Source organism: Blastochloris sulfoviridis (genome assembly GCF_008630065.1).
Lineage (GTDB): Bacteria > Pseudomonadota > Alphaproteobacteria > Rhizobiales > Xanthobacteraceae > Blastochloris > Blastochloris sulfoviridis.
On sequence record NZ_VWPL01000009.1, the window covers coordinates 84,077 to 109,930 of the forward strand.

General features: G+C 68.2%; 21 protein-coding genes. 9 read left to right on the forward strand and 12 right to left on the reverse strand.

The window, feature by feature from the left end; all coding sequences use genetic code 11:
• Window positions 1-49 precede the first annotated feature (49 nt).
• Window positions 50-1,513: a cryptochrome/photolyase family protein gene (locus tag F1193_RS07115; protein WP_150096987.1), complete on the reverse strand. Its 1,464-nt coding sequence runs from the start codon at window positions 1,511-1,513 to the stop codon at window positions 50-52.
• A 302-nt stretch (window positions 1,514-1,815) separates the two neighbouring features.
• On the opposite strand from F1193_RS07115, the gene F1193_RS07120 reads away from it, so the two are divergent.
• Window positions 1,816-3,183: a TrpB-like pyridoxal phosphate-dependent enzyme gene (locus tag F1193_RS07120; protein WP_150096988.1), complete on the forward strand. Its 1,368-nt coding sequence runs from the start codon at window positions 1,816-1,818 to the stop codon at window positions 3,181-3,183.
• A gap of 251 nt (window positions 3,184-3,434) precedes the next feature.
• Here the strand turns inward: F1193_RS07120 and F1193_RS07125 are convergent, their stop codons facing one another.
• The gene (locus F1193_RS07125) at window positions 3,435-4,811 is read right to left on the reverse strand and encodes a methyl-accepting chemotaxis protein (RefSeq protein WP_150096989.1); all 1,377 of its coding nucleotides are present in this window, start codon (window positions 4,809-4,811) and stop codon (window positions 3,435-3,437) included.
• Complete coding sequence (locus F1193_RS07130) at window positions 4,789-5,310, reverse strand: PAS domain-containing protein (RefSeq protein ID WP_150096990.1); 522 nt, start codon at window positions 5,308-5,310, stop codon at window positions 4,789-4,791. The genes F1193_RS07125 and F1193_RS07130 overlap by 23 nt, the downstream gene beginning before the upstream one ends.
• Before the next feature lie 246 nt (window positions 5,311-5,556).
• Between F1193_RS07130 and prfB the strand changes: the two genes are divergently transcribed.
• Window positions 5,557-6,688 (forward strand): peptide chain release factor 2 gene (gene prfB, locus F1193_RS07135; RefSeq protein WP_150096991.1). Its coding sequence is split into 2 segments (ribosomal slippage): window positions 5,557-5,625 and window positions 5,627-6,688, totalling 1,131 coding nucleotides; the frame shifts between segments, so codons are not numbered across the junction.
• A 209-nt stretch (window positions 6,689-6,897) separates the two neighbouring features.
• On the opposite strand, the gene F1193_RS07140 is transcribed toward prfB, so the two are convergent.
• The gene (locus F1193_RS07140) at window positions 6,898-7,218 is read right to left on the reverse strand and encodes a hypothetical protein (protein WP_150096992.1); all 321 of its coding nucleotides are present in this window, start codon (window positions 7,216-7,218) and stop codon (window positions 6,898-6,900) included.
• Between the two features lie 315 nt (window positions 7,219-7,533).
• Between F1193_RS07140 and F1193_RS07145 the strand changes: the two genes are divergently transcribed.
• Window positions 7,534-8,421 (forward strand): polyphosphate kinase 2 family protein, encoded by an 888-nt coding sequence (locus tag F1193_RS07145; RefSeq protein ID WP_150096993.1) that lies wholly within the window; start codon window positions 7,534-7,536, stop codon window positions 8,419-8,421.
• Between the two features lie 144 nt (window positions 8,422-8,565).
• On the opposite strand, the gene F1193_RS07150 is transcribed toward F1193_RS07145, so the two are convergent.
• On the reverse strand, window positions 8,566-9,639 hold the full coding sequence (locus F1193_RS07150; protein WP_170263435.1) for a M23 family metallopeptidase: 1,074 nt from the start codon (window positions 9,637-9,639) through the stop codon (window positions 8,566-8,568).
• 274 nt (window positions 9,640-9,913) lie between these two features.
• Complete coding sequence (locus F1193_RS07155; RefSeq protein ID WP_150096995.1) at window positions 9,914-10,468, reverse strand: peroxiredoxin; 555 nt, start codon at window positions 10,466-10,468, stop codon at window positions 9,914-9,916.
• A gap of 358 nt (window positions 10,469-10,826) precedes the next feature.
• Between F1193_RS07155 and F1193_RS07160 the strand changes: the two genes are divergently transcribed.
• The 3 genes from F1193_RS07160 (at window position 10,827) to gatA (ending at window position 16,135) form a co-directional block, all read left to right on the forward strand.
• A complete protein-coding gene (locus tag F1193_RS07160) occupies window positions 10,827-14,252 on the forward strand; it encodes a YhdP family protein (RefSeq protein WP_150096996.1) in 3,426 nt (1,141 codons plus the stop codon).
• A 109-nt stretch (window positions 14,253-14,361) separates the two neighbouring features.
• Window positions 14,362-14,649 (forward strand): Asp-tRNA(Asn)/Glu-tRNA(Gln) amidotransferase subunit GatC, encoded by a 288-nt coding sequence (gene gatC / locus F1193_RS07165; protein ID WP_150096997.1) that lies wholly within the window; start codon window positions 14,362-14,364, stop codon window positions 14,647-14,649.
• Window positions 14,650-14,653: 4 nt separating this feature from the next.
• Complete coding sequence (gene gatA / locus F1193_RS07170) at window positions 14,654-16,135, forward strand: Asp-tRNA(Asn)/Glu-tRNA(Gln) amidotransferase subunit GatA (RefSeq protein WP_150096998.1); 1,482 nt, start codon at window positions 14,654-14,656, stop codon at window positions 16,133-16,135.
• Between the two features lies 1 nt (window position 16,136).
• On the opposite strand, the gene F1193_RS07175 is transcribed toward gatA, so the two are convergent.
• Entirely contained in the window at window positions 16,137-16,640 is a 504-nt protein-coding gene (locus F1193_RS07175; protein ID WP_281287229.1) for a Uma2 family endonuclease, read from the reverse strand.
• Between the two features lie 93 nt (window positions 16,641-16,733).
• On the reverse strand, window positions 16,734-17,672 hold the full coding sequence (locus F1193_RS07180) for a PepSY-associated TM helix domain-containing protein (protein WP_150097000.1): 939 nt from the start codon (window positions 17,670-17,672) through the stop codon (window positions 16,734-16,736).
• A 251-nt stretch (window positions 17,673-17,923) separates the two neighbouring features.
• Between F1193_RS07180 and fliK the strand changes: the two genes are divergently transcribed.
• The gene (gene fliK / locus F1193_RS07185) at window positions 17,924-19,288 is read left to right on the forward strand and encodes a flagellar hook-length control protein FliK (protein ID WP_150097001.1); all 1,365 of its coding nucleotides are present in this window, start codon (window positions 17,924-17,926) and stop codon (window positions 19,286-19,288) included.
• Window positions 19,285-19,557 carry an EscU/YscU/HrcU family type III secretion system export apparatus switch protein gene (locus tag F1193_RS07190; RefSeq protein WP_150097002.1) on the forward strand — a complete coding sequence of 91 codons (273 nt, stop codon included), beginning with the start codon at window positions 19,285-19,287 and terminating at the stop codon, window positions 19,555-19,557. The genes fliK and F1193_RS07190 overlap by 4 nt, the downstream gene beginning before the upstream one ends.
• Window positions 19,558-19,566: 9 nt before the next feature.
• On the opposite strand, the gene bioB is transcribed toward F1193_RS07190, so the two are convergent.
• Both bioB and htpG read right to left on the reverse strand, forming a co-directional pair.
• Window positions 19,567-20,559 carry a biotin synthase BioB gene (gene bioB, locus F1193_RS07195; protein ID WP_150097033.1) on the reverse strand — a complete coding sequence of 331 codons (993 nt, stop codon included), beginning with the start codon at window positions 20,557-20,559 and terminating at the stop codon, window positions 19,567-19,569.
• A gap of 122 nt (window positions 20,560-20,681) precedes the next feature.
• Window positions 20,682-22,619, reverse strand: coding sequence for a molecular chaperone HtpG (gene htpG / locus F1193_RS07200; protein WP_150097003.1), 1,938 nt, complete (start codon window positions 22,617-22,619; stop codon window positions 20,682-20,684).
• 236 nt (window positions 22,620-22,855) lie between these two features.
• Here htpG and F1193_RS07205 point away from each other — a divergent pair, with 236 nt between their 5' ends.
• Window positions 22,856-23,887, forward strand: a complete 1,032-nt coding sequence (locus F1193_RS07205) for an aldo/keto reductase (RefSeq protein ID WP_210247318.1) — start codon at window positions 22,856-22,858, stop codon at window positions 23,885-23,887.
• Between the two features lie 16 nt (window positions 23,888-23,903).
• On the opposite strand, the gene F1193_RS07210 is transcribed toward F1193_RS07205, so the two are convergent.
• Both F1193_RS07210 and mazG read right to left on the reverse strand, forming a co-directional pair.
• Complete coding sequence (locus F1193_RS07210) at window positions 23,904-24,590, reverse strand: hypothetical protein (protein WP_150097004.1); 687 nt, start codon at window positions 24,588-24,590, stop codon at window positions 23,904-23,906.
• A gap of 242 nt (window positions 24,591-24,832) precedes the next feature.
• On the reverse strand, window positions 24,833-25,663 hold the full coding sequence (gene mazG, locus F1193_RS07215) for a nucleoside triphosphate pyrophosphohydrolase (protein ID WP_150097035.1): 831 nt from the start codon (window positions 25,661-25,663) through the stop codon (window positions 24,833-24,835).
• Window positions 25,664-25,854 lie beyond the last annotated feature (191 nt).

The following is a 25,854-nucleotide window of genomic DNA, read 5'->3' on the forward strand; positions in this document are numbered from 1 at the left end:
GGCAGAAGGATCGCAGGCGTCTTGGTGAGAAGGCTGTCAGCATACGCCTTCAGGCTGCATTTGACTTGATTTCGCCGAACGCGGCCAGCGCGCGGTTTCGTGCCCGCGTGTGCTCGACGATGGGGGCGGGGTAGGTGTCGCCGAGCCGGACGCCGGCGGCAGCACGCTCAACCGGCGTGGCCCTCCAGGGCTGGTGGATGGCGGCGTTCGGCAGGCCGGCAAGCTCGGGCACGAAGCGGCGGACGTAGGCGCCATCGGGATCAAACCTCTCGCCTTGCAGAATGGGGTTGAAGATCCGGAAATAGGGCGCTGCGTCGGCACCGCAACCGGCCACCCATTGCCAGCTTGCGGGATTCGACGCCGGGTCGGCATCGACCAGCGTGTCCCAGAACCAGGCCTCGCCGGCCCGCCAATCCTGCAGCAGGTGCTTGACCAGGAACGAGGCGACAACCATCCGCACGCGATTGTGCATCCAGCCGGTGCGCCAGAGCTGGCGCATGCCGGCGTCGACGATCGGATAGCCGGTGGCGCCGCGCTGCCACGCACGCAACAGCGCGTCGTCCGGCTGCCAGGGGAAGGCGTCGAAACGCGCCTGGAGGTTGGCGGCCGCAATATCGGGGTGATGGTGCAGGAGATTGTAGGCGAACTCGCGCCAGCCGAGCTCGGACAGGAACTTTTCGGCGTCGGCCGTCGCCGCCCGTCCGCTCGCCAGCGCCATCTGCACCGTGTGCCAGACTTGCCCCGGCGTGATCTCGCCGAAGCGCAGATGGGGCGACAGCATCGAGACGTGGGCGAGGTCCGGCCGGTCGCGCAGCGTCGCATATCCTTCGATCCCGCCGTCGAGAAATGATGCGAGGCGGGAGGCTGCGCCGGCCTCGCCGGGGGTCCAGGTGTCGCGCAAGCCCCCGGCCCAGTCGGGTGCGGTCGGCTCCAGCCGCCAGTCGGCGAGGCGGTCGGAATCGATCCTCGGGCCGGCGCGCAGCCGCGGCACCGGCAGCGGTGGGGGCGGCGCCAGCTTGGCCGTGAGGGTCTTCCAGAAGGGCGTGAACACCCGCCCGCGCACCGCGGCCGGATCGTGCAGCAGACAGGTACGGCGCTGGCCATCGGCGATGGCGACGTGCGGGAGAGCCGCCGCGACGATGTCGCGAACCGAGTCGTCAGCCGCCTGCTCGGCCGGCATGGGGCGGGGGTTCCAGGCGATCAGGCCGGCGCCTGTCTCGCGCAGCACCGCCGAGATGACGGCGGTCGCCGGGCCGCGCCGCAGGATCAGCGGCACACCCGCGCGCGCCAGGGCGGACTGGAGTGCGCGAAGCGAGCCCGCGAGCCACCAGCGCGCTGCCGCCCCGAGCGGACGCGAACCATGCCCGGTCTCGTCGAGCACATAGAGGCCGACGAGGGGCCGTCCGGAGTTCGCCGCGGCGGTCAGAGCCGGATTGTCGGACAGGCGAAGGTCGAAGCGAAACCACACCACCGCCGGCGCGTCGGGGCCAGTGGCGCGGTCGTCGCGGGGCATCGCTCGTACCAATTCCGTCATGACTGGATTTCCGAGGGATCACGTCCTGACAGCCGGAAACATACTCGCCTGAAATGTTTGCTCGGAAATGGGATTTTCGGCGATCGGGACACGAAATTCCGGTCCCTGGGGCTGGTCTCGTACGACATCGTTACAAATACGGACGAGCGCTGACCTTGGATCAGCCGAGCCTCCGCCTTGACGCGGGTTGGAGGAGATCCGCGCCGCTCGCTATTGGCGTCGCCGGCAAATCCTGTTTAGACCTACCGCCGCAGTTTCATCGCTCGCACGGGGGGAGTTCCATGAGCGACAGCGTCAAGTATCTGCTGCCGGAAGATCGCATTCCGCGCGCCTGGTACAATCTTGCGGCCGACCTGCCGGCGCCGCTGCCGCCAGGTCTGCATCCGGGAACCGGCAAGCCCCTCGGCCCCGACGACCTTGCCCCCATCTTCCCGATGGCGCTGATCGCCCAGGAGGTCTCGACCGAGCGCGAGATCGAGATCCCGGAGCCGGTGCGCGACATCTATCGCCTGTGGCGGCCCTCACCGCTGGTGCGCGCCCGCCGCCTGGAGAAGGCGCTCGACACCCCGGCGCGCATCTTCTTCAAGTATGAGGGCGTGAGCCCCGCCGGCTCGCACAAGCCCAACACCGCGGTGGCCCAGGCCTTCTACAACCGCGAGGCGGGCGTCCGGAAGCTGTCGACCGAGACCGGGGCAGGGCAGTGGGGCTCCTCGCTGGCCTTCGCCGGATCCCTGTTCGGGATCGAGGTCAAGGTCTACATGGTCAAGGTCTCCTACAATCAGAAGCCCTACCGGCGGGCGCTGATGGAGACCTACGGCGCCACCTGCATCGCCAGCCCCTCGGTGGAGACTGCGTCCGGGCGCGCCATCCTCGCCGCCGATCCGGACTCGCCGGGCAGCCTCGGCATCGCGATCTCCGAGGCCGTCGAGGTCGCCGCCCAGAACCCCGACACCAATTACGCGCTGGGCAGCGTGCTCAACCATGTCGGCATCCACCAGAGCGTGATCGGCCTTGAGGCCATCGAGCAGATGGAGATGGCCGGGTTCTGGCCGGACGTGGTGATCGCCTGCGCCGGCGGCGGCTCCAATTTTGCTGGCATCGCCTTCCCCTTCCTCGGCAAGAAGCTGCGCGAGGGCAAGGAGGTGCGGGTGGTGGCGGTGGAGCCGGCGGCCTGCCCGACGCTGACCCGCGGCACCTACGCCTACGACTTCGGCGACACCGCGCATCTCACGCCGCTGATGAAGATGCACACGCTGGGCTCGGCTTTCGTGCCGCCCGGCTTCCACGCCGGCGGCCTGCGCTATCACGGCATGGCGCCGATGGTCAGCCACGCGCGCGAACTCGGCCTGGTCGAGGCCCGCGCCGTCCACCAGAACCCGTGCTTCGAGGCCGGCCTGCTGTTCGCCCGCCAGGAAGGCATCGTGCCGGCGCCGGAATCGACTCACGCGGTGCGCGCAGCCATTGACGAAGCTTTGGCGGCGAAGCTCGAAGGCAAGCCGCGCACCATCCTGTTCAACCTGTCCGGCCACGGCCATTTCGACATGCAGGCCTACATGGACTACCTGTCGGGCAAGCTCGAAGACCGCGACTATGACGCGGCCGCGCTCAGCGCCTCGCTCGACCTCTTGCCGAAGATCGCGGCGGAGTAGGCAGGGAGCGTCGCCCCGGGCGAGGCTTAGCCGAGACCTGGGGCCGTCCTTCGGGAAGGACACCATTCTGCGAACGACCCGGCTCGCACACACGGGGCGCTCGGCCGGGATCACCCAACTGATTCCAACGGCCGCGAACGCGGACCGTTGGTTCCGGTCGCGGGTTTTCGCGAAATCTCTGATTTCCCGAAAGAGATTCCGCGAGAGTCGACGGCCCCACGCGTCAGCGTCCGGGGCCGTCGATATGAATATCAGGCTGCAGCCTTGCCGCGGTCCTGCCGCCGCTCCGGCCCGCGATAGTTCGGGTCATCGCGCTTGCGGCGGTTCAGCGGACCGTTGTGCAGGGCCGCGAGGAAGCTGCGCACCTCCTCGGTCAGTTGCTGGGCCTTGGCCGAGAGTTCGCCGGAGGCGGCCTTGGTGCCGTCCGCCAGCGTCTCGGTGCGGCCGGCGATCTCGGTCGCGCCGTGGATGTTGGTGGTGATGTCGCGGATGCCGTCGAACGCCTGCTCGACGTTGCGGGCGATCTCCTCGGTGGCGGCCATCTGCGTCTCGACCGCCTTGGCGACATGGCTGGTGATCTGGTCGACCTCGCCGATGGTGCGGGCGATCTCGGCAATTGCCTCGACCGCGCTGTGGGTCGAGGTCTGGACCTCGGCGATCTGGGCTGCGATCTGGCTGGTCGCCTGGGCGGTCTGGCCGGCCAGCGACTTCACCTCCTGCGCCACCACGGCGAAGCCGCGTCCCGCCTCGCCGGCGCGGGCGGCCTCGATCGTGGCATTGAGGGCGAGCAGGTTGGTCTGGGCGGCGATGGCGCGGATCAACTCGGCGACCTGGCCGATGCTCTCGCTGGCGGTCTCCAGCACCTGGATGGTCTGGTGCGCCTCGCGGGTGCGGGTCACCGCCTGCTGGGCGATGGTGGCCGACAGCCCGACCTGCTCGCCGACCTCGCGGGCCGAGGTGGAGAGCTGGGTGGCCGCCGCCGCGACCGTCTGCATGTTCACCGTCGCCTCTTCCGAGGCCGCCGCCACCGTGGTAGCACGGCTCAGCGTGGCGCTGGCGTTCTCGGTCATGGCGCTGGCCGTATCGCCCATGCTGGTCGACGCCGACGCGACATTCTCGACGATGCCCTGGATCGAGGTCTCGAACCGGGCGGTCTCGTTGGCGAAGGCGCCGAGGCGGGCCTGGATCGCCGCCATCGTGGCGTTGATGGTGTTGGCCGCGGCGAGCATGGCGCCCTTCAACCCCTCGGGGCGGATGGTGCGATAATAAGTGTTGGAGCGGACCGCCTGCATCGCCGCCGCCGATTCGCGCACATAGGCGTCGCAGCGGTCGATCATGTCGTTCAGCGTCCACTGCACGGCGCCGAGATCGCCGCGCTCGGTGATGCCGACCAGCCGCATCTCGAAGTCGCCGTCGGCGATGGCGCGGCAGACGGTGGCAATGCGACCGAACTCGCGCCGCACCCTGAGGGCGAAATGAATGGCCAGCGCCATGGCGGCGAGGCCCACCGCCAGCAGGACCGGCACGGCGCCGTGCCAGCCGATGAGCGCGCACGCGAAGCCCGCGGCGACAACCGCTGCGCCCGCGCCGCTGGCGGCCAGGGCCTTAGAGAGCGAGGACCAGTTCATCGTAGGACTTCTTGGTGGACTCGACGAAGGCGGTGAGGTGCCGGTAGCCGGCCTCGAGCTGGTCCTTGCCGTTCTTGTGGCGGGCCTCGACGGCGGCGACCTCGGCATAGATCGGCTCGATTGCCGCAATGGCGCTGCGGCTGGGAACCCGGCGGTTGGAGTGGAAGCCCACGAGCTGGCCGGCGGCGTCGTAGGACGGGGTGACATGGGCGAACACCCAGTAGAAATCGCCGTTCTTCGCCATGTTCTTGACGTAGGCGAAGATCTCGTGCCCGGCGATGATGGTATCCCAGAGCAGCTTGAACACCGCGCGTGGCATGTCCGGATGGCGAATGATGCTGTGGGGCTGGCCGAGCAGTTCGGCCTCGCTGAACCCGGCCAAGCGGCAGAAGACGCTATTGGCGTAGGTGATCCGCCCCTTGAGATCGGTCTTCGAGACGATCAGCTCGCTGGAGTCGAAAAATCGCTCGACCGTGGTCGGCGCGACTGGTGTCCGCATGGCAGTGGCCCAAAGAGGGGTGACGGTGGGAGGCGCGCCACTGGAGCAGATCCGGGTTCAATAAGTGTAAATTCGACCGGATGAAGCGGCGGAAATGTTGGAACTTTCGGGACCAACCGCGTCCGAAATGGCAGGATTGCCGAAAGATGCGGGCATCCCGCGGGATGCGGTAATATTATAAGCTCCCGGGTTGCGCTTCGGTCGCGGGACCGCTACATGCGACGCTCCCGAACCGGATGCGTAACCATGCGAGCCGAACTTCAGAATCTCGTCGATGACATCAAGCAGTCCGCGGGACTGCTGAGGAGGTCTCTTTGACTGGGATGTTGCCCAGCGCCGACTGGCGGAACTGAACGCCGCATCGGAAGACCCCAATCTGTGGAACGACGCCGACGCCGCCCAGAAGCTGATGCAGGAGCGCAACGCGCTCGCCGACGCGATCGAGGGCGTGGTCAAGCTTGAGCGCGAACTCGACGATGCGATCACGCTGGTCGAGCTGGGCGAGGCCGAGGAGGACGAGGCGACCATCGACGAGGCCAAGGGCCTGCTCGAAGCCGTGAAGGCCGAGGCGGCGCGCCGCCAGATCGAGGCGCTCCTGTCCGGCGAGGCCGACGCCAACAATGCCTTCCTCGAAGTCCACCCTGGCGCCGGGGGCACCGAGAGCCAGGACTGGGCCGAGATGCTGCTGCGCATGTACACGCGCTGGGCGGAACGGCGGAAGTACAAGGTCGAGCTGGTCGAGGAGCAGGCGGGCGAGGGCGCCGGCATCAAGTCGGCCACCATCCACGTCAAGGGCCACAACGCCTATGGCTGGCTGAAGACCGAGGCCGGCGTACACCGGCTGGTGCGCATCTCGCCGTTCGACGCCAATGCCCGCCGCCAGACCTCGTTCGCCTCGATCGACGTCTACCCCGAGGTCGACGACCGCATCATCATCGAGATCAACGAGGCCGACGTGCGGGTCGACACCATGCGCTCGGGCGGCGCCGGCGGCCAGCACGTCAACAAGACGGAATCCGCCGTTCGCCTGACGCATATCCCGACCGGCATCGCGGTGGTCAGCGAAGGCGACCGCTCCCAGCACAAGAACCGCGCCGAGGCATGGCGCATGCTGCGGGCCAAGCTCTACGAGCGCGAACTGAAGCGGCGCGAGGCCGAGGCGATGGCCGAGCAGGCGGCCAAGACCGACATCGGCTGGGGCCACCAGATCCGCTCCTACGTGCTGCAGCCCTATCAGCTGGTGAAGGACCTGCGCACCGGCCACACGTCGGGCACGCCGCAAGAGGTGCTCGATGGCGGGCTCGACGATTTCATGGAGGCGACGCTCGCCCAGAAGGCCTATGGCGGCGGACCGGGCGCAGTCGACGACGTCGATTAGGACGAGTTTCGCAGCGGAGACAATCTACTCCGCGGGGATCTTCCAGTGGCCTGCGAACGAAATGGGTCGCCGCCAAGCTGAACGTCCCCGCCGGCGCAAGCTCGAGCGGGACTTCACCGAGGCCAGCCATAAGGCAAAGCGGCCGGCTGCTCAGTCGGCCGTTTCTTTGTTGGGCAGAAGGTGGTGTGAGCGTTTCCTAAATCGAATTGTCAGCTTTTCGGCATGGCCGAAGGCGCGATCTCCGGCTGCGCCAGCATCGACGGATCCGGTTCGGTGATCAGGCCGAACCCGACATCGCCCCGCAATGGAAGGGTGGTGATCGGCATTCGCGAGAGATCGTCAAAGGCGGTTCGCAGGGTTTCCTGCCACTGCACGTGCGCGACGGGCCCGGTATCGACGGCCGCGAGTGGCGTCGGGCTCTTCGGCGCGCCGAGGTTCAACATCACCAGCGTGCCCCCTGCCAGCGCCAACGACAGGCAGGAGAGGGCGATCGCAAGATGGGCCTCTACACCACGGGTGCCCGCACTCATGTCGTTCTCCGGAAGTGTCCTCTGACGTGACTTGCGACTGTTCTCGGCCGAGACACCACCCTGCCGCTGGGAATAAACAGGCAACATGCGTGCTCGGTTCCGCGCGCAACGGACAAAATTGCTTAAATTTCTGCAAGCGGAAGCTGTGCAGGCCGCGGGGACGTGGCGCGCGGACCGGAGGCGGATGATTGCGCGGTCTGGCTTGGGCCCTATCATGCCCGCCCAAGAGGGCCTTGGATCTTGAGCCTTGGACCTTGGACCTTGGGCCTTCGCCCCAGCCGGCAGTGCGGACCGCCGTTCGTTCCGAGAGCACCCATGAGCATCAGCGCCGACGATTTCGTGAAGCCGTACCGGATCACAGACGGCAAGGGTTTCAAGCTGTCCGACATCGATCCCGGGGACACCGGCGGCCTGAAGCTCGACAAGGACGGCGCCCGGGAGGCGCTGCAGAGCGGCGTGGAGAGGCTGTCCGACCTCCAGGAAAAGCTCTATGCGCAGGACCGTTGGTCGGTTCTGCTGATCTTCCAGGCGATGGACGCGGCGGGCAAGGACGGCGCCATCAAGCACGTGATGAGCGGCATCAATCCGCAAGGATGCGACGTCACCCCGTTCAAGGCGCCCTCGGCGACTGAGCTCGACCACGATTTCCTGTGGCGCTGTCAGCTCGCTCTGCCCGAGCGCGGACGGATCGGCATCTTCAACCGCTCCTATTACGAGGAGGTGCTGGTGGCGCGCGTCCACGAGGAGGTGCTGGCGCGCCAGAAGCTGCCGCCGGAGCTGGTCACCGACCGGATCTGGGAGCAACGGTTCGAGGACATCCGCAATTTCGAGCGCTATCTCGCCCGCAACGGCACGGTCATCCTCAAATTCTTCCTCCACGTCTCCAAGGCCGAGCAGAAGAAGCGCTTCCTGGAGCGCATCGACGATCCGGCCAAGAACTGGAAGTTCTCGGCCGGCGATGTTGCCGAGCGGTCGCACTGGCAGCGCTACATGACGGCCTATGAGGACATGATCCAGCACACCGCGGCCGAGGCGGCGCCGTGGTTCGTGGTGCCGGCCGACAACAAATGGTTCACCCGCCTCGTGGTGGCGTCCGCCGTCATCAAGCGGCTGGAGGGGTTGAAGCTGGCCTTCCCGAAGGTCGATGACGCCACGCGCGCCAGCCTGCAGGAGGCCCGCAAGGCGCTGATGGCCGAAGATTAGAGCATTCTCCGCAAAAGTGGATACCGGTTTTGCGAAAGAAAATGCGACAAATCAAAAACTTAGAGCGTCCGATCTGATGCAGTCAGATCGGATAACGCTCTAGAAGAGGGAGGGAGGCCCCCGCAGCGGTGCTGGGGCCTCGGCTCAGTCCGACTCGCTCAGGCCCAGCCGGACGCCGGCGCGCAGGAAGCGCTGCGGGTCCACCGCCTCGCCGGCTATGCGGGTCTCATAGTGCAGATGCGGTCCGGTCGAACGGCCGGTCGAGCCGACCCGCCCGACCATCTGTCCGCTGCGCACGGTCTGTCCCTCGACGACCTCGATCGCGGACAGGTGGCCGAACACGGTCGAGAGCCCGTTGCCATGGTCGATCTCGACCATGTTGCCGTAGCCGCCCTGCCAGCCGGCCTCCTTGACCTGGCCGGCCGCCGTCGCGCGAACCGGGGTGCCGGTATCCGCCCGGAAATCGATGCCGCCGTGCTGGGCCGGTCGCCGCAGGAAGGGGTCGAGCCGGACGCCGAATCCCGACGTCACCTCGGCGTCGCGGCCGATCGGCCGGCCGAGCGGCATGGTGGCGATGGCCTTCTCCAGCCGCCGCATATCGTCCACCGCCGCGGCGACGCGGGCGGCCCGCGCCTCGAAATTGGTCTCGGGCGCGGCCGGCACGAACGGGCCGCCCATCGGCGCGGCTGACGGCACGCGCGCCGCGCCAAGTCCCAGATCGTCCAGGGCCGCCCGCAGGCGGCGCGAGCGGGCCTCGGTCTGGGCCTCGATGCGGTCGAGAATGGTTGCCTGGGAACGCTCGGCGCGGTCGAGCAACTGGTGGAGCGCAACAAGCTGTCGGCCGGACCCAGGTGCGACAAGCCCGGCCTCCGGTTTCGGACGCGCGGTTTCCGCGCGGGTCTGCGCCTTCGCCGGCCGTTCTGTCAGCGTGGACAGGGTCTGCTGGCGGGTCTCGATGGCGGCCTGCCGCTTGAACAGGCCCTCGATCTTGCGTTCGAGCTGCTCGTACTCGACCATCCGGCGCGTTCGGGTCTTCTCGATCTCGGCCTTGAGCTCGCTGATCCGGTCCTCATAGACCATCGCCGCGTCGCGATAGTGATGGGCGAGACCGGCGAGCGCCTCGTCGCGGAAGATCACATAGCTGGTCAGCCCCACCGCCCAGGACAGAACCCCGGCGAACACCGCGATGGAGACTGCGAACGTCCGGCGGCCAATCATCACGCCGCCGGACGATGCTGTCGGAACAGACGGGGAGGCAAATCGGATTGAAGACATCGGCAGCCAACGCAGACAGGTTGAACGCGCCGATTAGAGTTGGTTAAGGTTAATAAAGGGCAAATTGAACGGATCGGCGCCGCCCGAACAAAGGCGCCGCCGGGCCTCGACCTCGCATCAACTTGAGGCACAATTAAAGAGCGCGACGGAAGAGTTATACAATCTAAGATTTCTGACGCTTGGTGGAGATATGCGCGAAATGCTCTCTAAGGATGCATTATTCCCTCTTTGAGAGCGCTCTTGCGGCGGCGAGCACGTCCTCGGCGTGACCGTCGATCTTCACCTTGTGCCAGATGCGGGCGATGCGGCCGTCGGTGCCGATCAGCACGGTGGTGCGCTCGATGCCCATGTATTTCTTGCCGTACATGGATTTCTCGACCCACACGTCATAAGCTTCGAGCATCGAGCTCGCCTCGTCGGAGGCGAGGGCGACGGTGAGGTTGTGCTTCGCCTTGAACCTGTCCTGCGTCTTGACCGGGTCGGCCGAGACGCCAATCACGGCGACACCGGCCTTGTCGAAGTCCGGCTTCAAGGCGCTGAAGGCGACCGATTCCCGGGTGCAGCCGGAGGTGTCGGCCTTGGGAAAGAAGTAGATGACCGTGGGCTTTCCGAGCAGGCCTGCGAGCGACACGCGCCCGCCGCCGTCGCCCGGAAGATCGAAGTCCGGCGCGGGATCGCCAACGGCCAGAGCCGCGTGTTCTTTTGCGTTGGCTTCTTTTCCGTTGGCCGGCGATTCTTTTTCATGAGCCGGACGTCCTTTTTCGACAGCCATGTGCCTTCCTTTCGGCGTGTTCCTGCGTTTCTTCTAACTTCATCTGCGCAGCCGGCGAGGGGACCGAATCGCGATGACGGAATTGCGGTAAGGCCGAGGGTCAGCGCGATGGTCCAGAATGGGCATTCGAGAGAATCCACCGATCTGACTGAACCAGACGGACGCCCTAAGTTATTGAGTTGGCGCATTCTGTTTCGCAAAACCGCGTCCCACTTTTGCGGAGAATGCTCTTGGTGGAGAACGGCCGCCAATGGCTGACAGCTTAAACGGGCAGCGACCGGGTGCCCAGCCGGCTCCACGGCGAGGGCGGACGATGGCCGCTGGGCTCGCCGGGCTCCGGGAAGGAGGGCGGCGAGTCTTGTCATGGCTGCCCGACGTCCGGCGGCGCCCGCGCCTTGCGGCGGCCTGCCTGTCCGTCGTCCTGGTGGCGGTGGTGGCGATCTACGCCCTGCCGTGGCTGCTGCGTGGGCCGCTGCTCGGTCAGGCGCTGCCCTGGATCGAGAGTTCCCTGGCTGAACGGCTCGGCGAGGGCTACGCCGTCTCGATCGGCGGCGCCGAGGGCGCCGAGGATGCCGATGGGCTGACGCTGCTCAAGCTGCGCGACCTGACCGTGCGCGGGGCGGACGGCCGGACCGTCGCCACCGTGCCGCTGACCGAGATCGCGCTCGAATTCGGCGGGCTGTTCGGTCAGCCCAATCCGCGCCGCATCGAAATGTCGGGCGCGGAGATGCTGGTCACGATCGAGGGCGGCACGGCAACTCTGTCGGCGCGCCCGGCTGGCCAGCCGCCGCAGACAGCAACATCGCGCGAGCCGCCGCCCAGTGCCGCGCTGGCGCCGACCACCGCCGAGGACATCGCCAAGCCGGCTTTGCTGGCGCCGCTGGTTGGTATTCTGGAAGGGATCGAACGCGACGGCTTCGGCGGCCTCGGCCTGTCGACGATCGGCCTGAAGAACGGCACGCTGGTGGTGGACGACGCGGCCAAGAACCGGCAGTGGCGGTTCGACAATATTGCGTTGTCGCTCAGCCGTCCGAGCGAGGGCGGGGTCGCGGTCACCCTCATGTCGGGGGGGGCGGACGGGCCATGGTCCGTCACCGCCACAATCAGCCACGAGACCGACGAGGTGAGGGCGCTCGACCTCGTCGGGCGCGACCTGTCGCCGAAGGATCTGCTGCTGGCGTTCGGCCTCGCCGACGCCGACCTGCACGCCGATTCCGCGCTCGACGTCATGGTGCGGGCGCGGGTGGCGCGCGACGGCACCCTGCTTGCCGGCACCGCCAAGTTCCGGGCCGGCGCCGGCCAGATCGGGCCGCGCGACGATCCCGAAGGCCGGCTGGTGATCGACGAGGCGAGCGCCGATTTCCATTGGGACGCCCAGCGCCGCACCATCGCCATCGAGCCGGTGGTGGTCCAGACCCGCCAGAACCGCACCATGCTGTCGGCGGCAGTGGTGCCGCCGGAGACCGCGGACGGGGCGTGGGCCTGGCGGGTGGTGCGCGGGCGGATGGAGCTGGCGACCGAGCGCCCGCGTGATCCGCCGCTGATCCTCGATCGCATCAGCGCCCACGGCCGGATCGAACCGGCAGCCGGCATCGTCACCATCGACAAGGTCGAGATCGGCGGCTCGGCGGTCGCGGCGGCGGCCACCGCCACGCTGATCACCACCGGCCCGAATCCGTCCCTCCAGCTCGGCCTCACTGGCAGCCGGATGCCGGTGCATGTGGTCAAGCGGCTGTGGCCGCCGGTGGTGGCGCCCGGCGCCCGTGCCTGGATCATGAAGAACGTTCTTTCCGGCACGCTGGAGCGCGGCGACATCGCGGTCAACTCGCCGCTGGACGCGCTGATGAACAAGCAGCTTCCGCTGCCCGATGCGGGCCTTCGCGCGGAGTTCGTGCTGTCGGACGGCGTGGTGACCGCAGTCGAAGGCCTGCCGCCCTTGCGCGATTTCAGCGCCAATGCCGTCCTCACCGGCCGCACCGCCAACATCACCATCCCGCGCGCGGCTATCGAAACGTCCGGCCGCCGCCTCGAACTCTCCGACGGCGTGTTCGATATTCCCGACACCTTCCCAAAGGGCGCCCCGACCAACATCCGCTTCCGTGCCGACGGGCAGGCGGACGCGCTGGCCGAGCTGATGCAATCCGACCTGATGCGGGCCCAGGGTGCGCCGCAGCTCGACCCGCAGACCACCCGCGGCGCCGCGACGGTGCACGCCCAGGTCTCGCTGCCCTTGATCCGCGACGTGCCGCGCAGCGCCGTGAGCTACAACCTCGATGCCCAGCTCACCGGGTTCGCCGCCGACAAGCAGGTGCGCGGCCAGCGCGTGGAGGGCGCGACGATCAAGGTCGCCGCCAGTTCCAAGGACGGGGTGACGTTCAAGGGCGACGGCAAGGTGGCCGGTGCCCAGATCAGTTTCGAGGTCCGCCAGCCCCGCCCGGACGCCGATACCGAGGTGCGCTTCCAGACAACCCTCGACGACGCGGCGCGCACCAAGTTCGGCATCGACGGTCCGCCGGGCGTGCTCTCCGGGTCGCTGGCGCTCAAGGCGCAGGGCAAAATGGGCGAGCGCGAAAGCCGCCTCGCCATCGAGACCGACCTCAAGGATGCCGCGATCACCGACCTGGTTCCGGGCTGGGTCAAGCCGAAGGGCAAGCCGGCCAAGGCGTCCTTCACCGTCACCGAGAAATCCGGCACGTCCGTGCGGTTCGACGATCTGGTGCTGGAGGGCAGCGGCGCCCTTCTCAAGGGCTCGGTCGAACTCGACGGGACGGGCGATCCGGTGTCGGTGAACCTGCCGACCTTTCAGCTTTCGGACGGCGACCGGGCGGCGCTGAAGCTCGAGCGCAGCAATGACGGTGTTCTGCGCATTGCGCTGCGTGGCGACGTGTTCGACGGGCGCGGGTTGCTCAAGTCGCTGCTGGCTGGCCCGTCGGTTTCGGCCGCGGCGACGCGCCAGCGCTCGCGTCCGCGCGACCTCGACGTGGAAGCCAAGCTCGGCGTCGTCGTCGGCCTGAACGGCGAGACCGCCCGCCAGCTCGACTTCCGCATGACCCGGCGCAATGGCGAGCTGCGCGCCTTGGCGCTCACCGCGCGCATCGGCGGCGAAGCCTCGGCGAAGGCCGACCTGCGGGCACTCGAAGGGGCGCGCACCGCCATCATCGCCCATTCCACCGATGCCGGGGCGCTGCTGCGTTTCGTCGACGTCTATACGAAGGTGTCCGGCGGCGAGTTCTGGATGGTCATCGATCCGCCGTCCGCCGACGGACTCGGTCCGCAGGAAGGCGTGCTCAACTTGGCCAATTTCGCGGTGCGGGATTCCGGCGTCGACAAGCTGATCGCCTCCGCCCCGGCCGAGCGCAAGCCGGAAGGGCGCGCCGGTGGCCGCCAGACCGGCGGCTCGCCGGTCAATTTCACCAAGATGCGGGTGGAGTTCGTGCGTGCGCCCTCGCGCATCACCATCAGCGAAGGGGTGATCTGGGGGCCGCAGATCGGCGCCACGGTGGAGGGGCAGATCGATTACGGCCGCAACGAGATCGGCTTGCGGGGCACCTTCGTGCCGGCCTACGGGCTGAACAACCTGTTCGCCCGCATCCCGATCGTCGGCTTGTTCATGGGCGGCCCCAATGAGGGACTGCTCGGCGTGACCTACGAGGTGGTGGGCTCGCCATCGGCGCCGACGCTGCGCATCAATCCGATCTCCGCCGTCGCGCCGGGCTTCCTGCGCAAGCTGTTCGAGTTCCGCGGCGCGCCGGACAAGCCGCCGGCCGACCTCGTGACGCGGTAGGCGTGGCCCGCGCCGATTGCCGGGCGCGGGTTGCGGCGCGAAACGCGGCTTTGTAGAAGCTGGACGAGCCGTTTTCGCGCCGATCCGGCGCTCATTCCCGAGGGCTTCCATGTCCGTCGATCAGGCCACGGTGCGCCGTGTGGCGCATCTGGCGCGCATTGCCGTCACCGACGCCGAAGTGCCGCATCTCCAGGGCGAGCTCAACGCCATCCTGGCCTTCGTCGAGCAGCTTGCCGAGGTCGATGTCTCCGGCGTCGAACCGATGACCTCGGTCACCCCGATGGCGATGAAGGCCCGCGAGGACAAGGTCACCGACGGCTTCATCGCCGACAAGGTGCTGGCAAACGCGCCGGCCAGCGACGACGGCTATTACCTCGTCCCCAAGGTGGTGGAGTGAGACGATGACCGATCTCACCCGCCTGACGCTCGCCGAGGCGCGCGACGCCCTGGCCCGCAAGGAATTTTCCGCCCGCGAACTCACGGCCGCGCATCTCGACGCCATCGCCCGGGCCCGCGCCCTCAACGCCTATGTGCTGGAGACGCCGGAGAAGGCGCTGGCCATGGCCGAGGCCTCCGACGCCCGCCGCGCCCGCGGCGAGGCCGGGCCGCTGGAGGGCATCCCGCTCGGCGTCAAGGATCTGTTCTGCACCGAGGGCGTGCGCACCACGGCGTGCTCGAAGATCCTGGGCGAGTTCGTGCCGCCCTACGAGTCGACCGTCACCAGCCAGCTCTGGCGCGACGGCGCGGTGATGCTGGGCAAGCTCAACAATGACGAATTCGCGATGGGCTCGTCGAACGAGACCAGCGCGTTCGGACCGGTGGTGTCGCCGTGGCGTCGGCAGGGCTCTGATACCAAGCTGGTGCCGGGCGGGTCGTCGGGCGGCTCGGCCGCGGCGGTGGCCGCCGGCCTGTGCCTGGGCGCCACCGGCACCGACACCGGCGGCTCGATCCGCCAGCCGGCGGCGTTCACCGGGACCGTCGGCATCAAGCCGACCTACGGGCGCTGCTCGCGCTGGGGCATCGTGGCGTTCGCCTCGTCGCTCGACCAGGCCGGGCCGTTCGCCAAGACGGTGCGCGACGCCGCCATCCTGCTGCGTTCGATGGCCGGCCACGACCCCAAGGACACCACCTCCGTCGACCGGCCGGTGCCGGACTACGAGGCGGCGATCGGCCGCCCGGTGAAGGGGCTGACCATCGGCATCCCCAAGGAATACCGCATCGACGGCATGGCGGCCGAGATCGACGCGCTGTGGCAGCAGGGCATCGCTTGGCTGAAGGAGGCCGGCGCCACCATCGTCGAGATCTCGCTGCCGCACACCAAATACGCGCTGCCGGCCTATTACATCGTCGCGCCGGCCGAGGCGTCCTCCAACCTCGCCCGCTACGACGGCGTGCGCTACGGCCTGCGCGTGCCGGGCGAGAGCATCGGCGACATGTACGAGAAGACCCGCGCCGCCGGCTTCGGCCGCGAGGTGCGCCGCCGCATCATGATCGGCACCTATGTTCTCTCCGCCGGCTATTACGACGCCTATTACCTGCGTGCCCAGAAGGTGCGCACGCTGATCAAGCGCGACTTCGAGATCGCGTTCGACGCCGGGGTGGACGCCGTGCTGACGCCGGCGACGCCGTCCGCTGCGTTCGGCATCGGCGAGAAGGGCGCGGCCGACCCGGTCGAGATGTATCTCAACGACGTGTTCACGGTGACGGTGAACATGGCCGGGCTGCCGGGCATCGCCGTACCGGCTGGCCTCGACGGCCAGGGCCTGCCGCTGGGTCTGCAGCTGATCGGCCGGCCGTTCGACGAGGAGACGCTGTTCGCGCTGGGCTCTGCGATTGAGCAGGCCGCCGGGCGGTTCGTGGCGCCGGAGGCGTGGTGGGGGTAGGTCAGGCCGGGAAGGCGTCGGTTTCTTCGCCGGGATAGATGTCCGACAGCGCCAGCGTCAGGCCGAGGCCGGGCAGGGGGATCGTCGCCTCCCGGCCGACCAGCATCTCCGGCTCCTCGGGGAACGTGCCCTCGGCAGTGCGCCGCCAGATCCACGCCCGCGGCTCGTTCCGGAACAGGACGAGATATGCAGCGAGGCTGGGCAGGCTGGTGTACTCGACCACTTTCGACCCGAAGTCGGTGGCGTAGGTCTGCGGCTCGGTGACTTCTGCGATCAGCACCGGTGCGGCAGCAAGATTAGCCGCGCGATCTGAGCCTTGAGCATCGACGAGCACGTCGGGATGGCGAATGGATCGTTCGGTCGGGACTCCGGGATCGAACGACGACACGGCGAAGCGCTCGGGATCGAGCGCGGTGCCGAGCCACATCCGTAGCCTTGCCGTGATTTCGGCATGTTTCGCAGAGGGCTCGGTCATCTTTGCGATGCGGCCTCCGGACCGCCCCAACCTTCGATTGCCGATATTCTACCAGAAACGCCGGAGCCCTCGGAGCGGCATCTGCGACCGCCGAGGGCTCCCTTTCACACCGCGCGAGCTGGTTCAGGCCCTCGCCGTCGCTCCGTCCCGGACCCGCTGCGGCTTACGCAACTTGCGCTTCGCCCAGATCAGGAGACCGGTGCAGAGCAGGCCGATCAGGGCGAACGAGGTGATCGCATTGAGGATGCTGCCGGTCGGACCACCGAATGTGCCCTCGTGGATCAGCCGCGGCCAGTTCTCGGGCAGAGGCGTCACGGTCTCCCGCGTGAGCGTGTAGACCACCGGGCCGCCGCCCTCATTGATGCGGGCCATGAGCTGGCCGCCACGCGCGCGAATCCAGGTGACGCCGGCGAGGTCGTGATCGTCCGCGATCATCCGCACCGCCTCGACCAGCGTGGGCGTGCCGGCGCTCTTCGCCGGGGACGGGCCGGAAAAGGTGAGGCCGAACGCCATCAGGAGGCCGGTCAGCGGGCTCAGGATCACCAGCGGCAGCAGGAACCAGGCGATGCCCTTGTGCCAGCCCGACAGGCTGTTGCGCAGCCTGGGCAGGCCCATCAGCACGCCGATGGCGATCAGCGCCAGCATGGCGATGGTCGAGGCCGTCACCACCCAGTCCAGGTCGAACACGAAATGCTCGTGCAGGCGCCGCGCCGTCATGAACAGGCTCGACCACCCCGGGGACGCGGGGTCCAGCCGCTCGCCGGTCGCAAGGTCGACCACCACGCCGGCACCAGGCGCGCCATGGCCACCAGGGGCGCCCGACATCAGTGTCAGCGTGCCGTCGAGCGGGCTAATCATCAGCCCGCGCGCCTGGCCCTGCGGATCATGCTTCGCGATGATCTGCTCGACGTCGGCAATGGCGAGCGACCCCGGCTGAATGGCAGAGCGGCTGGCGGCCGGCTCGAATGAGAGAATCAACCCCGTCGTCAAGATCACGAGAAGCGGCAATGCGAAGACGAGCGTCGTCCAACGATGGAGACGATGCAGCAGGTTCTTGTTCATGGGATGCCTCAATGTCAATTTCTCGCATAATCCGTATACCTCGACATTTAAAACTCAAGTGAAAGCTTGGTAATGCAGCGTATTCTCTTGACGCTGGGCGACTTATTGTTGCGGCATCAACCGGATTTTGCGAGCAGTTCGCGACAAGTGCCGGCCCTGAGCGGGGTGGCGCGGCGCAGCCTCAAGAAGCAGCCTGAAGAATCGGTCGCTGCTCGTGATAGAGTGCGGTTGCAGGCAATCGGGCGGGAGACGTGGCGGTGGTGGAGCAGGTGACGCCAGTCGGCGCCATTACGGCGCTGCCCACCACCCGCGGGCAGATCCCCGCACTGGCGGCCGGGCTGGTGGTCGACGCGCGGATTCTGGCGCTCATGGACAGCGGCATGGTCCGTCTGGCCATCGCCGGGCGGGTGATCGAAGCCGCCACCTCCGCCCAGCTCACGCCGGGCCAGACCGTTCGCATGCTGGTCGAGGAGGAGGGCGGCGCGCTCAAATTGTCGGTGGTCGAGCGCGCTCCGACATCGACCCTACCGCACGGCGAGGCGGCCCGCCCGGCGTGGCCTGCCGCCGAGGCGGCGCCGATTCCGGCCCTCAGCCGTGCCCTGTCGGGCCTGATGGCGCGGCAGGCCAGTCTGGCGCCGCTGTTTGCCGATCTGGCTCGGCTCGTCGAGGCTCCGGCGGGCGGACGGGCACCCGCTTTGCCGGCGGACGTGACCGCCGCCGCCACCAATTTGCTCGGGTTGCGGCTGCAGGCCACGGATGTCGGCGATCCGGCGCAGGTTCTGGCCGCCTTCCTGCGGTCCGGCGTGTTTCACGAGGCGGCCCTGCGTTCGGGGCCGGCGAACCAGCCGGCGACAACCTTGCGGGCGCTGCTGGCGCTGTTGGCGCAGCCCGCGGACGGAACGGACCCGGCGGCTGCGCCGGGCGGCCAATCAGCGCCGCCGGCCGATCTCAAAGCGGCGCTGATCAGCCTTCGGGCGGCCCTTGTCGCTGCGCTCGGCGAGGAGGCAGCACACCTGTCGGCATCCATGCCGGCGACCGGCGAGGTGGCGCGACCGCCGCGCCGGGGCACCATGCCGCGCGGCCAGCCGGCCGTGGCGCCGCTCATCGCCGAGGAGGCGCCACCGCGCGATGCGCTGCGGACGCTGCTGGCCGAGACGGAGGGAGCGCTGGCCCGGCTGTCGCTCGCCCAGCTCGCCTGCGCCGATGCCGAGACAATGCTGCCCGGCCGCAGCGATGCGCCGGCCCAGCCCGCCTGGACCTTCGAGGTGCCGCTGGTGGCCGAGGGCCGCACCAGCATCGCCCAGATCGACATCCGCCCCGATGACGGTCACGCGCCCGTTGGAACAGAGCCGAGCCAGGGCTGGAGCATCCGGTTCTCGATCGATGTCGAGCCGGTCGGCCCGGTGCACGCGCTGCTGACGTTGAAGGGCGCGAACCTTGCCGTCTCGCTGTGGGCGGAACGGCCGGCGACGGCCGAGATGCTGCAGGCCGGGGAGGGCGGATTTGCCGCGGCCCTGGCCGAGCAGGAGCTGACGCTCGATCGCCTGCTGGTCCGCAACGGCCGGCCGGATGCGCCGCCGCCTCCCACCCGCCACCTGGTCGACCGCGTGACATGAGCGAGACCGAGAAGATCCCGGTTGCCGTGGCGCTGGAATACCAGACCGGCAGCATTCCCCGCGTCACCGCCAAGGGGCGCGGCGCGGTGGCCGAGGCGATCATCGCCAAGGCGGACGAAAGCGGCGTGCACCTGGAGGAGAACGCCGCGCTGGCGCAGGCGCTGTCGCGCGTCGAACTCGATGCCGAGATCCCCGAAGAACTCTATCGCGCCGTGGCCGCGGTCATCGCCTTCGTGCTGCGCACCGGCAAATACAATCCGCCGAGCTGAGGTCCGGCTTCAATCGGAACGAGTAACCGTTTCCGGCTTCAGCCCCAGTTCGCGCAGAAGCGCGAGGTCGTGGTCCTCGCCGGGATTGTCGGCGGTCAGCAGCACCTCGCCGACAAAGATCGAGTTGGCGCCGGCAAAGAAGCACAGCGCCTGCAATTCGTCGCTCATCTCGCTGCGGCCGGCCGACAGCCGGACTTCGGACGTCGGCATCATGATGCGAGCCATCGCGATGGTGCGCACGAAGTCGAACGGGCGGACCCCAGGTGCGCCGGCCATCGGGGTGCCGGGGATGGGGATCAGCATGTTGATCGGCACGCTGTCGGGCGGTGTCGGCAGATTGGCCAGCGTCACCAGCATGTCGAGCCGGTCGGCCACGCTCTCGCCCATGCCGACAATGCCGCCCGAGCACACCTTCAGGCCAGCGTCGCGGACGTGGTCCAGCGTCTCCAGCCGATCGGAATACGTGCGGGTGGTGACGACTTCCGGGTAGAAGCGCTCGGAGGTGTCGAGGTTGTGGTTGTAGTAGTCGAGCCCGGCGTCGGCGAGCGTCCTGGCCTGCGCTCCGGTCAGCATGCCGAGCGTCATGCAGGTCTGAAGCCCCAGCGCCTTCACGCCCTCGACCATGGCCACCAGCTTGGCCATGTCGCGGTCCTTGGGGTTGCGCCACGCCGCGCCCATGCAATAGCGGGTGGCGCCGGCCGCCTTGGCCTTCTCGGCCTCGGCCAGCACCTGGTCGAGATCGATGAGCTTCGTGGCGTCGAGCCCGGTGTGATGGTGGGCCGACTGGCCGCAATAGCCGCAATTCTCGGCGCAGCCGCCGGTCTTGATCGACAGGAGTTGGCTGAGCTGGATGCGGTTGGGGTCGAAGTTGGCGCGATGGACCGTGTGGGCCTCGAACAGGAGGTCGTTGAACGGCTTTCGCCACAGCGCGTCAGCTTCGGCGCGGGTCCAACGCGGAGCGGCGGTCTGGGCGGCGGGGGTACGCAGCAGGGTCTCGGACACCGTGGGATTGTCCTTTTCGGTCAGCCAGTCGCTGTCATTAGGCCAGCGCTGGCGGAACGTCAGCCCCAAATTGCCGGCACCGCACCTCTGTCTGGAGGCGCGGTGCCGGGGAAGAGCGGTCCTCAGCTCGTCGAGGCGCCGAGGCTGCGGCCGATGACGCGACCGAGGCGGGCCGCATAGCTCTTGGCGTCGCCCGGCCGCTCGCCGTCGAGGATTCGGGCCTCGTCGAGCAAGAGGTGCGCGACGTCCGCCCTGAACCCGGCGTCGGTCTCGCCGAGCCCGGCGAGGCGCACGATCAGGTCGTGGCGCGGATTGACCTCCAGGATCGGCTTGGCGGCGGCGCCGAGCCGGCCGGCGCTGGACAGGATCTTCTCCAACTGGCGGTCAAGCCCGGCCTCGGACGCGACGAGGCACACCGCCGAGTCGGTGAGGCGGTCGGAGGCGCGCACGTCGGCGACATCGTCGCCAAGCGTGGTCTTGATGAACGCGAGGAGATCGGCCACCGCAGGCGGAACCTCGGGCGCTGTCGGCGCGGAGGCATCGAGCAGCGGGATTGCCGCGAGGTCGGCCGCGCCCTGCGTCACCGACTTGAACGGCTTGCCCTCGAAATCGGGGCCGAGCGTCACCCAGAACGAGTCGACCGAATCCGACAGCAGCAGCACCTCGATGCCGCGGGCGCGGAACCCTTCGAGGTGCGGGGAGGCGGCAAGGCGGTCTGCGTCGTCACCGGCGATGTAGTAGATCGCGGTCTGGTTCTCGCGCAGCGCGCCGGCATAGTCCTTCAGGCTGCGCCAGCCCTCGCCCGACGCGGTGGTCTTGAAGCGGGCAAGGCCGAGCAGCGCCTCGCGGCGCTCGAAGTCCTCGCACAGGCCCTCCTTCAGCACCGCGCCGAAATTGGCCCACACGTCCGCATAGGCCGTCTCGTCGCGGCCGGCGAGCTTCTCCAGCTCGCTCAGCACCCGCCCGGTGACGCTCTTGCGGATCGCCGCGAGGATCGGGCTCTCCTGGATCATCTCGCGCGAGACGTTGAGCGGCAGGTCGGTAGAATCGACGAGGCCGCGCACGAAGCGCAAATAGCGCGGCACGATCTCGGCATCGTCGGTGATGAAGACGCGCTTTACATAGAGCTTGAGCCGGCCCTTGCGCTCGGGATCGGAGAGGTCGAACGGTTTTACCGAGGGCACGAAGGCGAGCAGCGAATATTCCTGCCGACCCTCGGCATGAACGTGGATGGTGAGTGCGGGCGTATCGAACTGGCCGGCGGCGCTGCGGTAGAAGTCGGTGTACTCCTCCGCCGTGATCTCGGACTTCGGCTTGGTCCACAGCGCCGCCCCGTCCGTCACCTCGGACGCCTCGCCGCCGGGCTTGTCGATCAGCGTGATCGGTACCGGTACGTGGCCGGACTGGTCCTTGATGATGCGCTGGAGCTTGAAGCGCTCGGTGTAGGATGTCGCGTCCGCCATCAGGTGCAGCACCACGCGGGTGCCGCGGGCAGGGGCCTCGGCAAGCTCGACCGGCGTCACCGTGTAGGTGCCCTTGCCGTCGGAGGACCACTGCCACGCCTCATCGCTGCCGGCGCGGCGGGAGATGACGTCCACCTTGTCCGCCACCATGAAGGCCGAATAGAAGCCGACGCCGAACTGGCCAATCAGATTGGCGGTGTCGCCCTGGGCGGCGTCGAGCCGTTCCAGGAAGGCCTTGGTGCCGGAATGGGCGATGGTGCCGAGCGCCTCGATCAGCTCGGGCCTGCTCATGCCGATGCCGTTGTCCTCGAGCGTGAGGCGGCGGGCATCGGCGTCGATGGCGAGCGTGATGCGCGGCTTGGGATCGTCGCCGAGCAGATCCGGATTGGCGATCGCCTCGTAGCGCAGCCGCTCGCAGGCGTCGGCGGCATTCGAGATCAGCTCGCGCAGAAACACGTCGCGGTCCGAATAGACCGAATGCACCATCATGTGCAGCAGGCGCGCGACGTCGGCGGCGAAGGCGCGGCTCTCGCCGGGAGCCGCTTCGTGCCTGGACGCTTCGTTGGGGGTGTCAGGGCTCGTTTCAGGTTCGGTCATGGCAGGTTCCGTCATGGCAGGTTCCGTCATGGCATCCGTCTTGGCAGGTGTGATCCCGCTCGAATTGGTCGGCCCCGAAATGGCAAGAGCGTTGCAAAACTTCAAGAGGGCCCGAATGTTGCGCGCGTCTACGGCGGTATCATGATCTGAGGTCGCGGGGGCTGAGCGGCTTCGCTCAAGATCGAAAATTTGAAATAACCGGCGCGCGGTCCATTTCAATTGGCAAGGAGAGGTTCATGACCCGATCAGACTTGCCGATCATCACGCTTCCGACCCGCCGGCTGGGCCGCACCGACATGACCATCACCCGTGTCGGATTCGGCGCCTGGGCGATCGGCGGCGGCGACTGGGCCGCCGGCTGGGGCACCCAGGACGACCGCGCCTCGATCGCCGCCATTCGCCACGCCGTCGACCGCGGCCTCAACTGGATCGACACCGCCGCCGTCTACGGGCTCGGCCATTCCGAGGAGATCGTGCGGGAGGCGCTGGCCGAAATTCCGTTCGACGAGCGGCCCTACGTCTTCACCAAATGCGGCCTAGTTTGGGACGAGGCCGACCGGACGAAAATGCCCTCACGCGTCGGCGCGCCGGAGAGCATCCGGCGGGAGGTCGAGGCGTCGCTGAAGCGGCTCGGTGTCGAGCGGATCGACCTCTACCAGATGCACTGGCCGGCCGGCGACGGCACGCCGCTCGAAGCCTACTGGCAGACGCTGCTCGATCTCAAGGCCGAGGGCAAGGTCCGCGCGGTCGGCCTTTCCAACCACACCGCCGAGCAGCTTCGGGTGTGCGAGCGGATTGGCCATGTCGACAGCCTGCAGCCGCCATTCTCCGCCATCCACCGCGAGGTGGGGGCGACGGAACTGCCATGGTGCGACGTCCACGGTACCGGGGTGATCGTCTACAGCCCGATGCAGTCCGGCCTGCTGACCGGTCATTTCACGCATGAGCGCGCCAGGGATCTCCCAGCCTCCGACTGGCGCTCGCGCGCCTCGGACTTTGCGGGCGACAAGCTCGACCGCAATCTCCAGCTTGCCGCGGCCCTGCAGCCCATCGCGTTGCGGCGCGCCACCACGGTCGCCACCGTTGCTGTGGCCTGGACGCTGGCCTGGCCGGGAGTCACCGGCGCGATCGTCGGCGCACGCAGCCCGGAGCAGGTCGACGGCTGGTTCGATGCCGCAACGCTCGAATTGAGCCGGGCCGACATCGAGGAGATCGCCCGCGCCATTTCAGCCACCGGCGCGGGCAGCGGCCCGGCGATGCCGGGCTGACCGGCCGGCATCGTCGTCAGCCATAGTGGAACAGCAGCAGGAACACATGGGCGCGCAGATCGGTCAGAAGGCCGGGTAGCTGATCGGCGTCCTCGGCGTCGACGGCGACGGCGATCTGGTCCAGCGCGCGGCGGGCGTCGGCGATGATCTGCTTAAAATCCGCGTTGCCGGCCACCGCCGGCCCGGCTTCGGCCTCGCAGCGCTCCAGCGCCGCGCTGACGCTGGCGGCCGCAGCCGAAATAGCCACGGCGGTGGTCGAGACCTTCAGGTCCGGCTTGTCGGTACGGTAGGCGTCGAGCGGATCGTAGACCTTCTTCGCCTCGCGAACGCAATCGGCAAACACCCGCTGGTCGGCGGCATGGCGGTCCTCGGCCAGTGCCTCGGCCAACTCTTCGAGGAGGTCGGTGGCCCCGGTTGCATCGCCGGATTTGGTGGCGGTCAGCGCCGCCGCCGCGAGGTCGCCGTGCGTGCTGCCGGCCAGCGCCTGCGACAGCCGCTTCAGCGCCGCAGCGGCGAGGGCGCTGTTGCCGGTGCGGACATACTCGGCCGCGATCCGGCGATCCGCCAGCACCTGCTCGTTCATCGCCAGCGCGAGGTCATCGGCCTCGCCGCCTGCCGGTATCAGATTGGCCAGCAGCAGCGCGGCGACGAGGGCCGCGGCGAGGCTGCGATTGCGGATGATCGACGGTCGCTTCAGGTTCACAGAGCCTGTCTCCGGGATACATTCATGACCGCGTCTCCTCCCGATCCTCCCAAGCGCGCCCGGCCGGCCGTGATGGCCCGCGTCGTCCGCAACGAGGTTCGCCACTCGTGAAATCGTCGATTTCAGCGGCGAAGAGTGTCCGAGATGCTACTCGCCATAAAGTGCGACGTTCGCATGACATGGCGCCGTGCCGTTCGTTTCCGGCATGATGGGAGCCGAGCCCTGAGGGAGCCGAGCCTGGCTCATTCCCGCGATTCCGCCTGTTTGGCGGCGTTCCACAGCGCGTCCATCTCGGCCAGGTCGGACTGCTCGGGCGTGCGCCCGTCTCGCGCCAGCGCCGCCTCGATGGCGTGGAAGCGGCGGGTGAATTTGTGGTTGGTGCGGCGCAGCGCATCCTCGGGATCGACGCCGAGATGGCGCGCCAGATTGACCACGGCGAACAGCACGTCGCCGATCTCGCCGGCCGCGGCGTCGCGGTCGTCGGCCGCGATCTCGGCCTCCATCTCGGCGATCTCCTCCTTGATCTTGGCGATCACCGGAGCGACCGCGCCCCAATCGAAGCCCACCCGGCCGGCCTTTTCCTGCAGCTTGAGGGCGCGGGTGAGCGCGGGGAGGGCGAGGGGAACGCCGTCAAGCGCGCTGGCCCGCACCTCGGCCGTCTGGCCGGCCGCCGCGTGCGCGCGGGCCTTCTCCGCCTTCTCCTCGGCCTTGATCGCAGCCCACAGCGCCTTGACGGCCTCGGGGTCGAGGTCGCGGGCATCGCCGAACACGTGCGGATGGCGGCGGATCAGCTTGGCGGTGATGGCCTGGACCACGTCGCCGAAATCGAACCGGCCGATCTCCTCGGCCATGCGAGCGTGAAACACCACCTGCAGCAGGAGGTCGCCCAGCTCGTCATTGAGGTCGACGAGATCGCCGCGGGCGATGGCATCGGCCACCTCATAGGCTTCCTCGATCGTATAGGGCGCGATGGTCGCGAAATCCTGGTCGAGATCCCAGGGACAGCCGGTGCCCGGCGTGCGTAGCGCCGCCATCAATTCCAGCAGCCGGGCGATGTCGCGGGACGGCTCAATACGCTGGCTCATGCGACGGCTCCGGCTGCGAGCGCGATCCGGCTGGAGGTCCGGCGGTCGCGGTGGAGGGCCTGATGGTCGCTGACAGATCGGTGTCCCGGTGAGATGACGACCCGGATTGGCCGATTCGCATAAGGAATATTATGGAACATTGTTCTGTGCCAGCGGTTTGGAGGGCCTGAAATGAAGGC

Excerpts from the sequence above, each read along its gene's own strand:
- F1193_RS07115 (WP_150096987.1), bottom strand. The coding sequence starts at position 1,513 with ATGCCCCGCGACGACCGCGCCACTGGCCCCGACGCGCCGGCGGTGGTG.
- F1193_RS07120 (WP_150096988.1), top strand. The coding sequence starts at position 1,816 with ATGAGCGACAGCGTCAAGTATCTGCTGCCGGAAGATCGCATTCCGCGC.
- F1193_RS07125 (WP_150096989.1), bottom strand. The coding sequence starts at position 4,811 with ATGAACTGGTCCTCGCTCTCTAAGGCCCTGGCCGCCAGCGGCGCGGGC.
- F1193_RS07130 (WP_150096990.1), bottom strand. The coding sequence starts at position 5,310 with ATGCGGACACCAGTCGCGCCGACCACGGTCGAGCGATTTTTCGACTCC.
- F1193_RS07140 (WP_150096992.1), bottom strand. The coding sequence starts at position 7,218 with ATGAGTGCGGGCACCCGTGGTGTAGAGGCCCATCTTGCGATCGCCCTC.
- F1193_RS07145 (WP_150096993.1), top strand. The coding sequence starts at position 7,534 with ATGAGCATCAGCGCCGACGATTTCGTGAAGCCGTACCGGATCACAGAC.
- F1193_RS07150 (WP_170263435.1), bottom strand. The coding sequence starts at position 9,639 with ATGATTGGCCGCCGGACGTTCGCAGTCTCCATCGCGGTGTTCGCCGGG.
- F1193_RS07155 (WP_150096995.1), bottom strand. The coding sequence starts at position 10,468 with ATGGCTGTCGAAAAAGGACGTCCGGCTCATGAAAAAGAATCGCCGGCC.
- gatC (WP_150096997.1), top strand. The coding sequence starts at position 14,362 with ATGTCCGTCGATCAGGCCACGGTGCGCCGTGTGGCGCATCTGGCGCGC.
- gatA (WP_150096998.1), top strand. The coding sequence starts at position 14,654 with ATGACCGATCTCACCCGCCTGACGCTCGCCGAGGCGCGCGACGCCCTG.
- F1193_RS07180 (WP_150097000.1), bottom strand. The coding sequence starts at position 17,672 with ATGAACAAGAACCTGCTGCATCGTCTCCATCGTTGGACGACGCTCGTC.
- F1193_RS07190 (WP_150097002.1), top strand. The coding sequence starts at position 19,285 with ATGAGCGAGACCGAGAAGATCCCGGTTGCCGTGGCGCTGGAATACCAG.
- htpG (WP_150097003.1), bottom strand. The coding sequence starts at position 22,619 with ATGACCGAACCTGAAACGAGCCCTGACACCCCCAACGAAGCGTCCAGG.
- F1193_RS07205 (WP_210247318.1), top strand. The coding sequence starts at position 22,856 with ATGACCCGATCAGACTTGCCGATCATCACGCTTCCGACCCGCCGGCTG.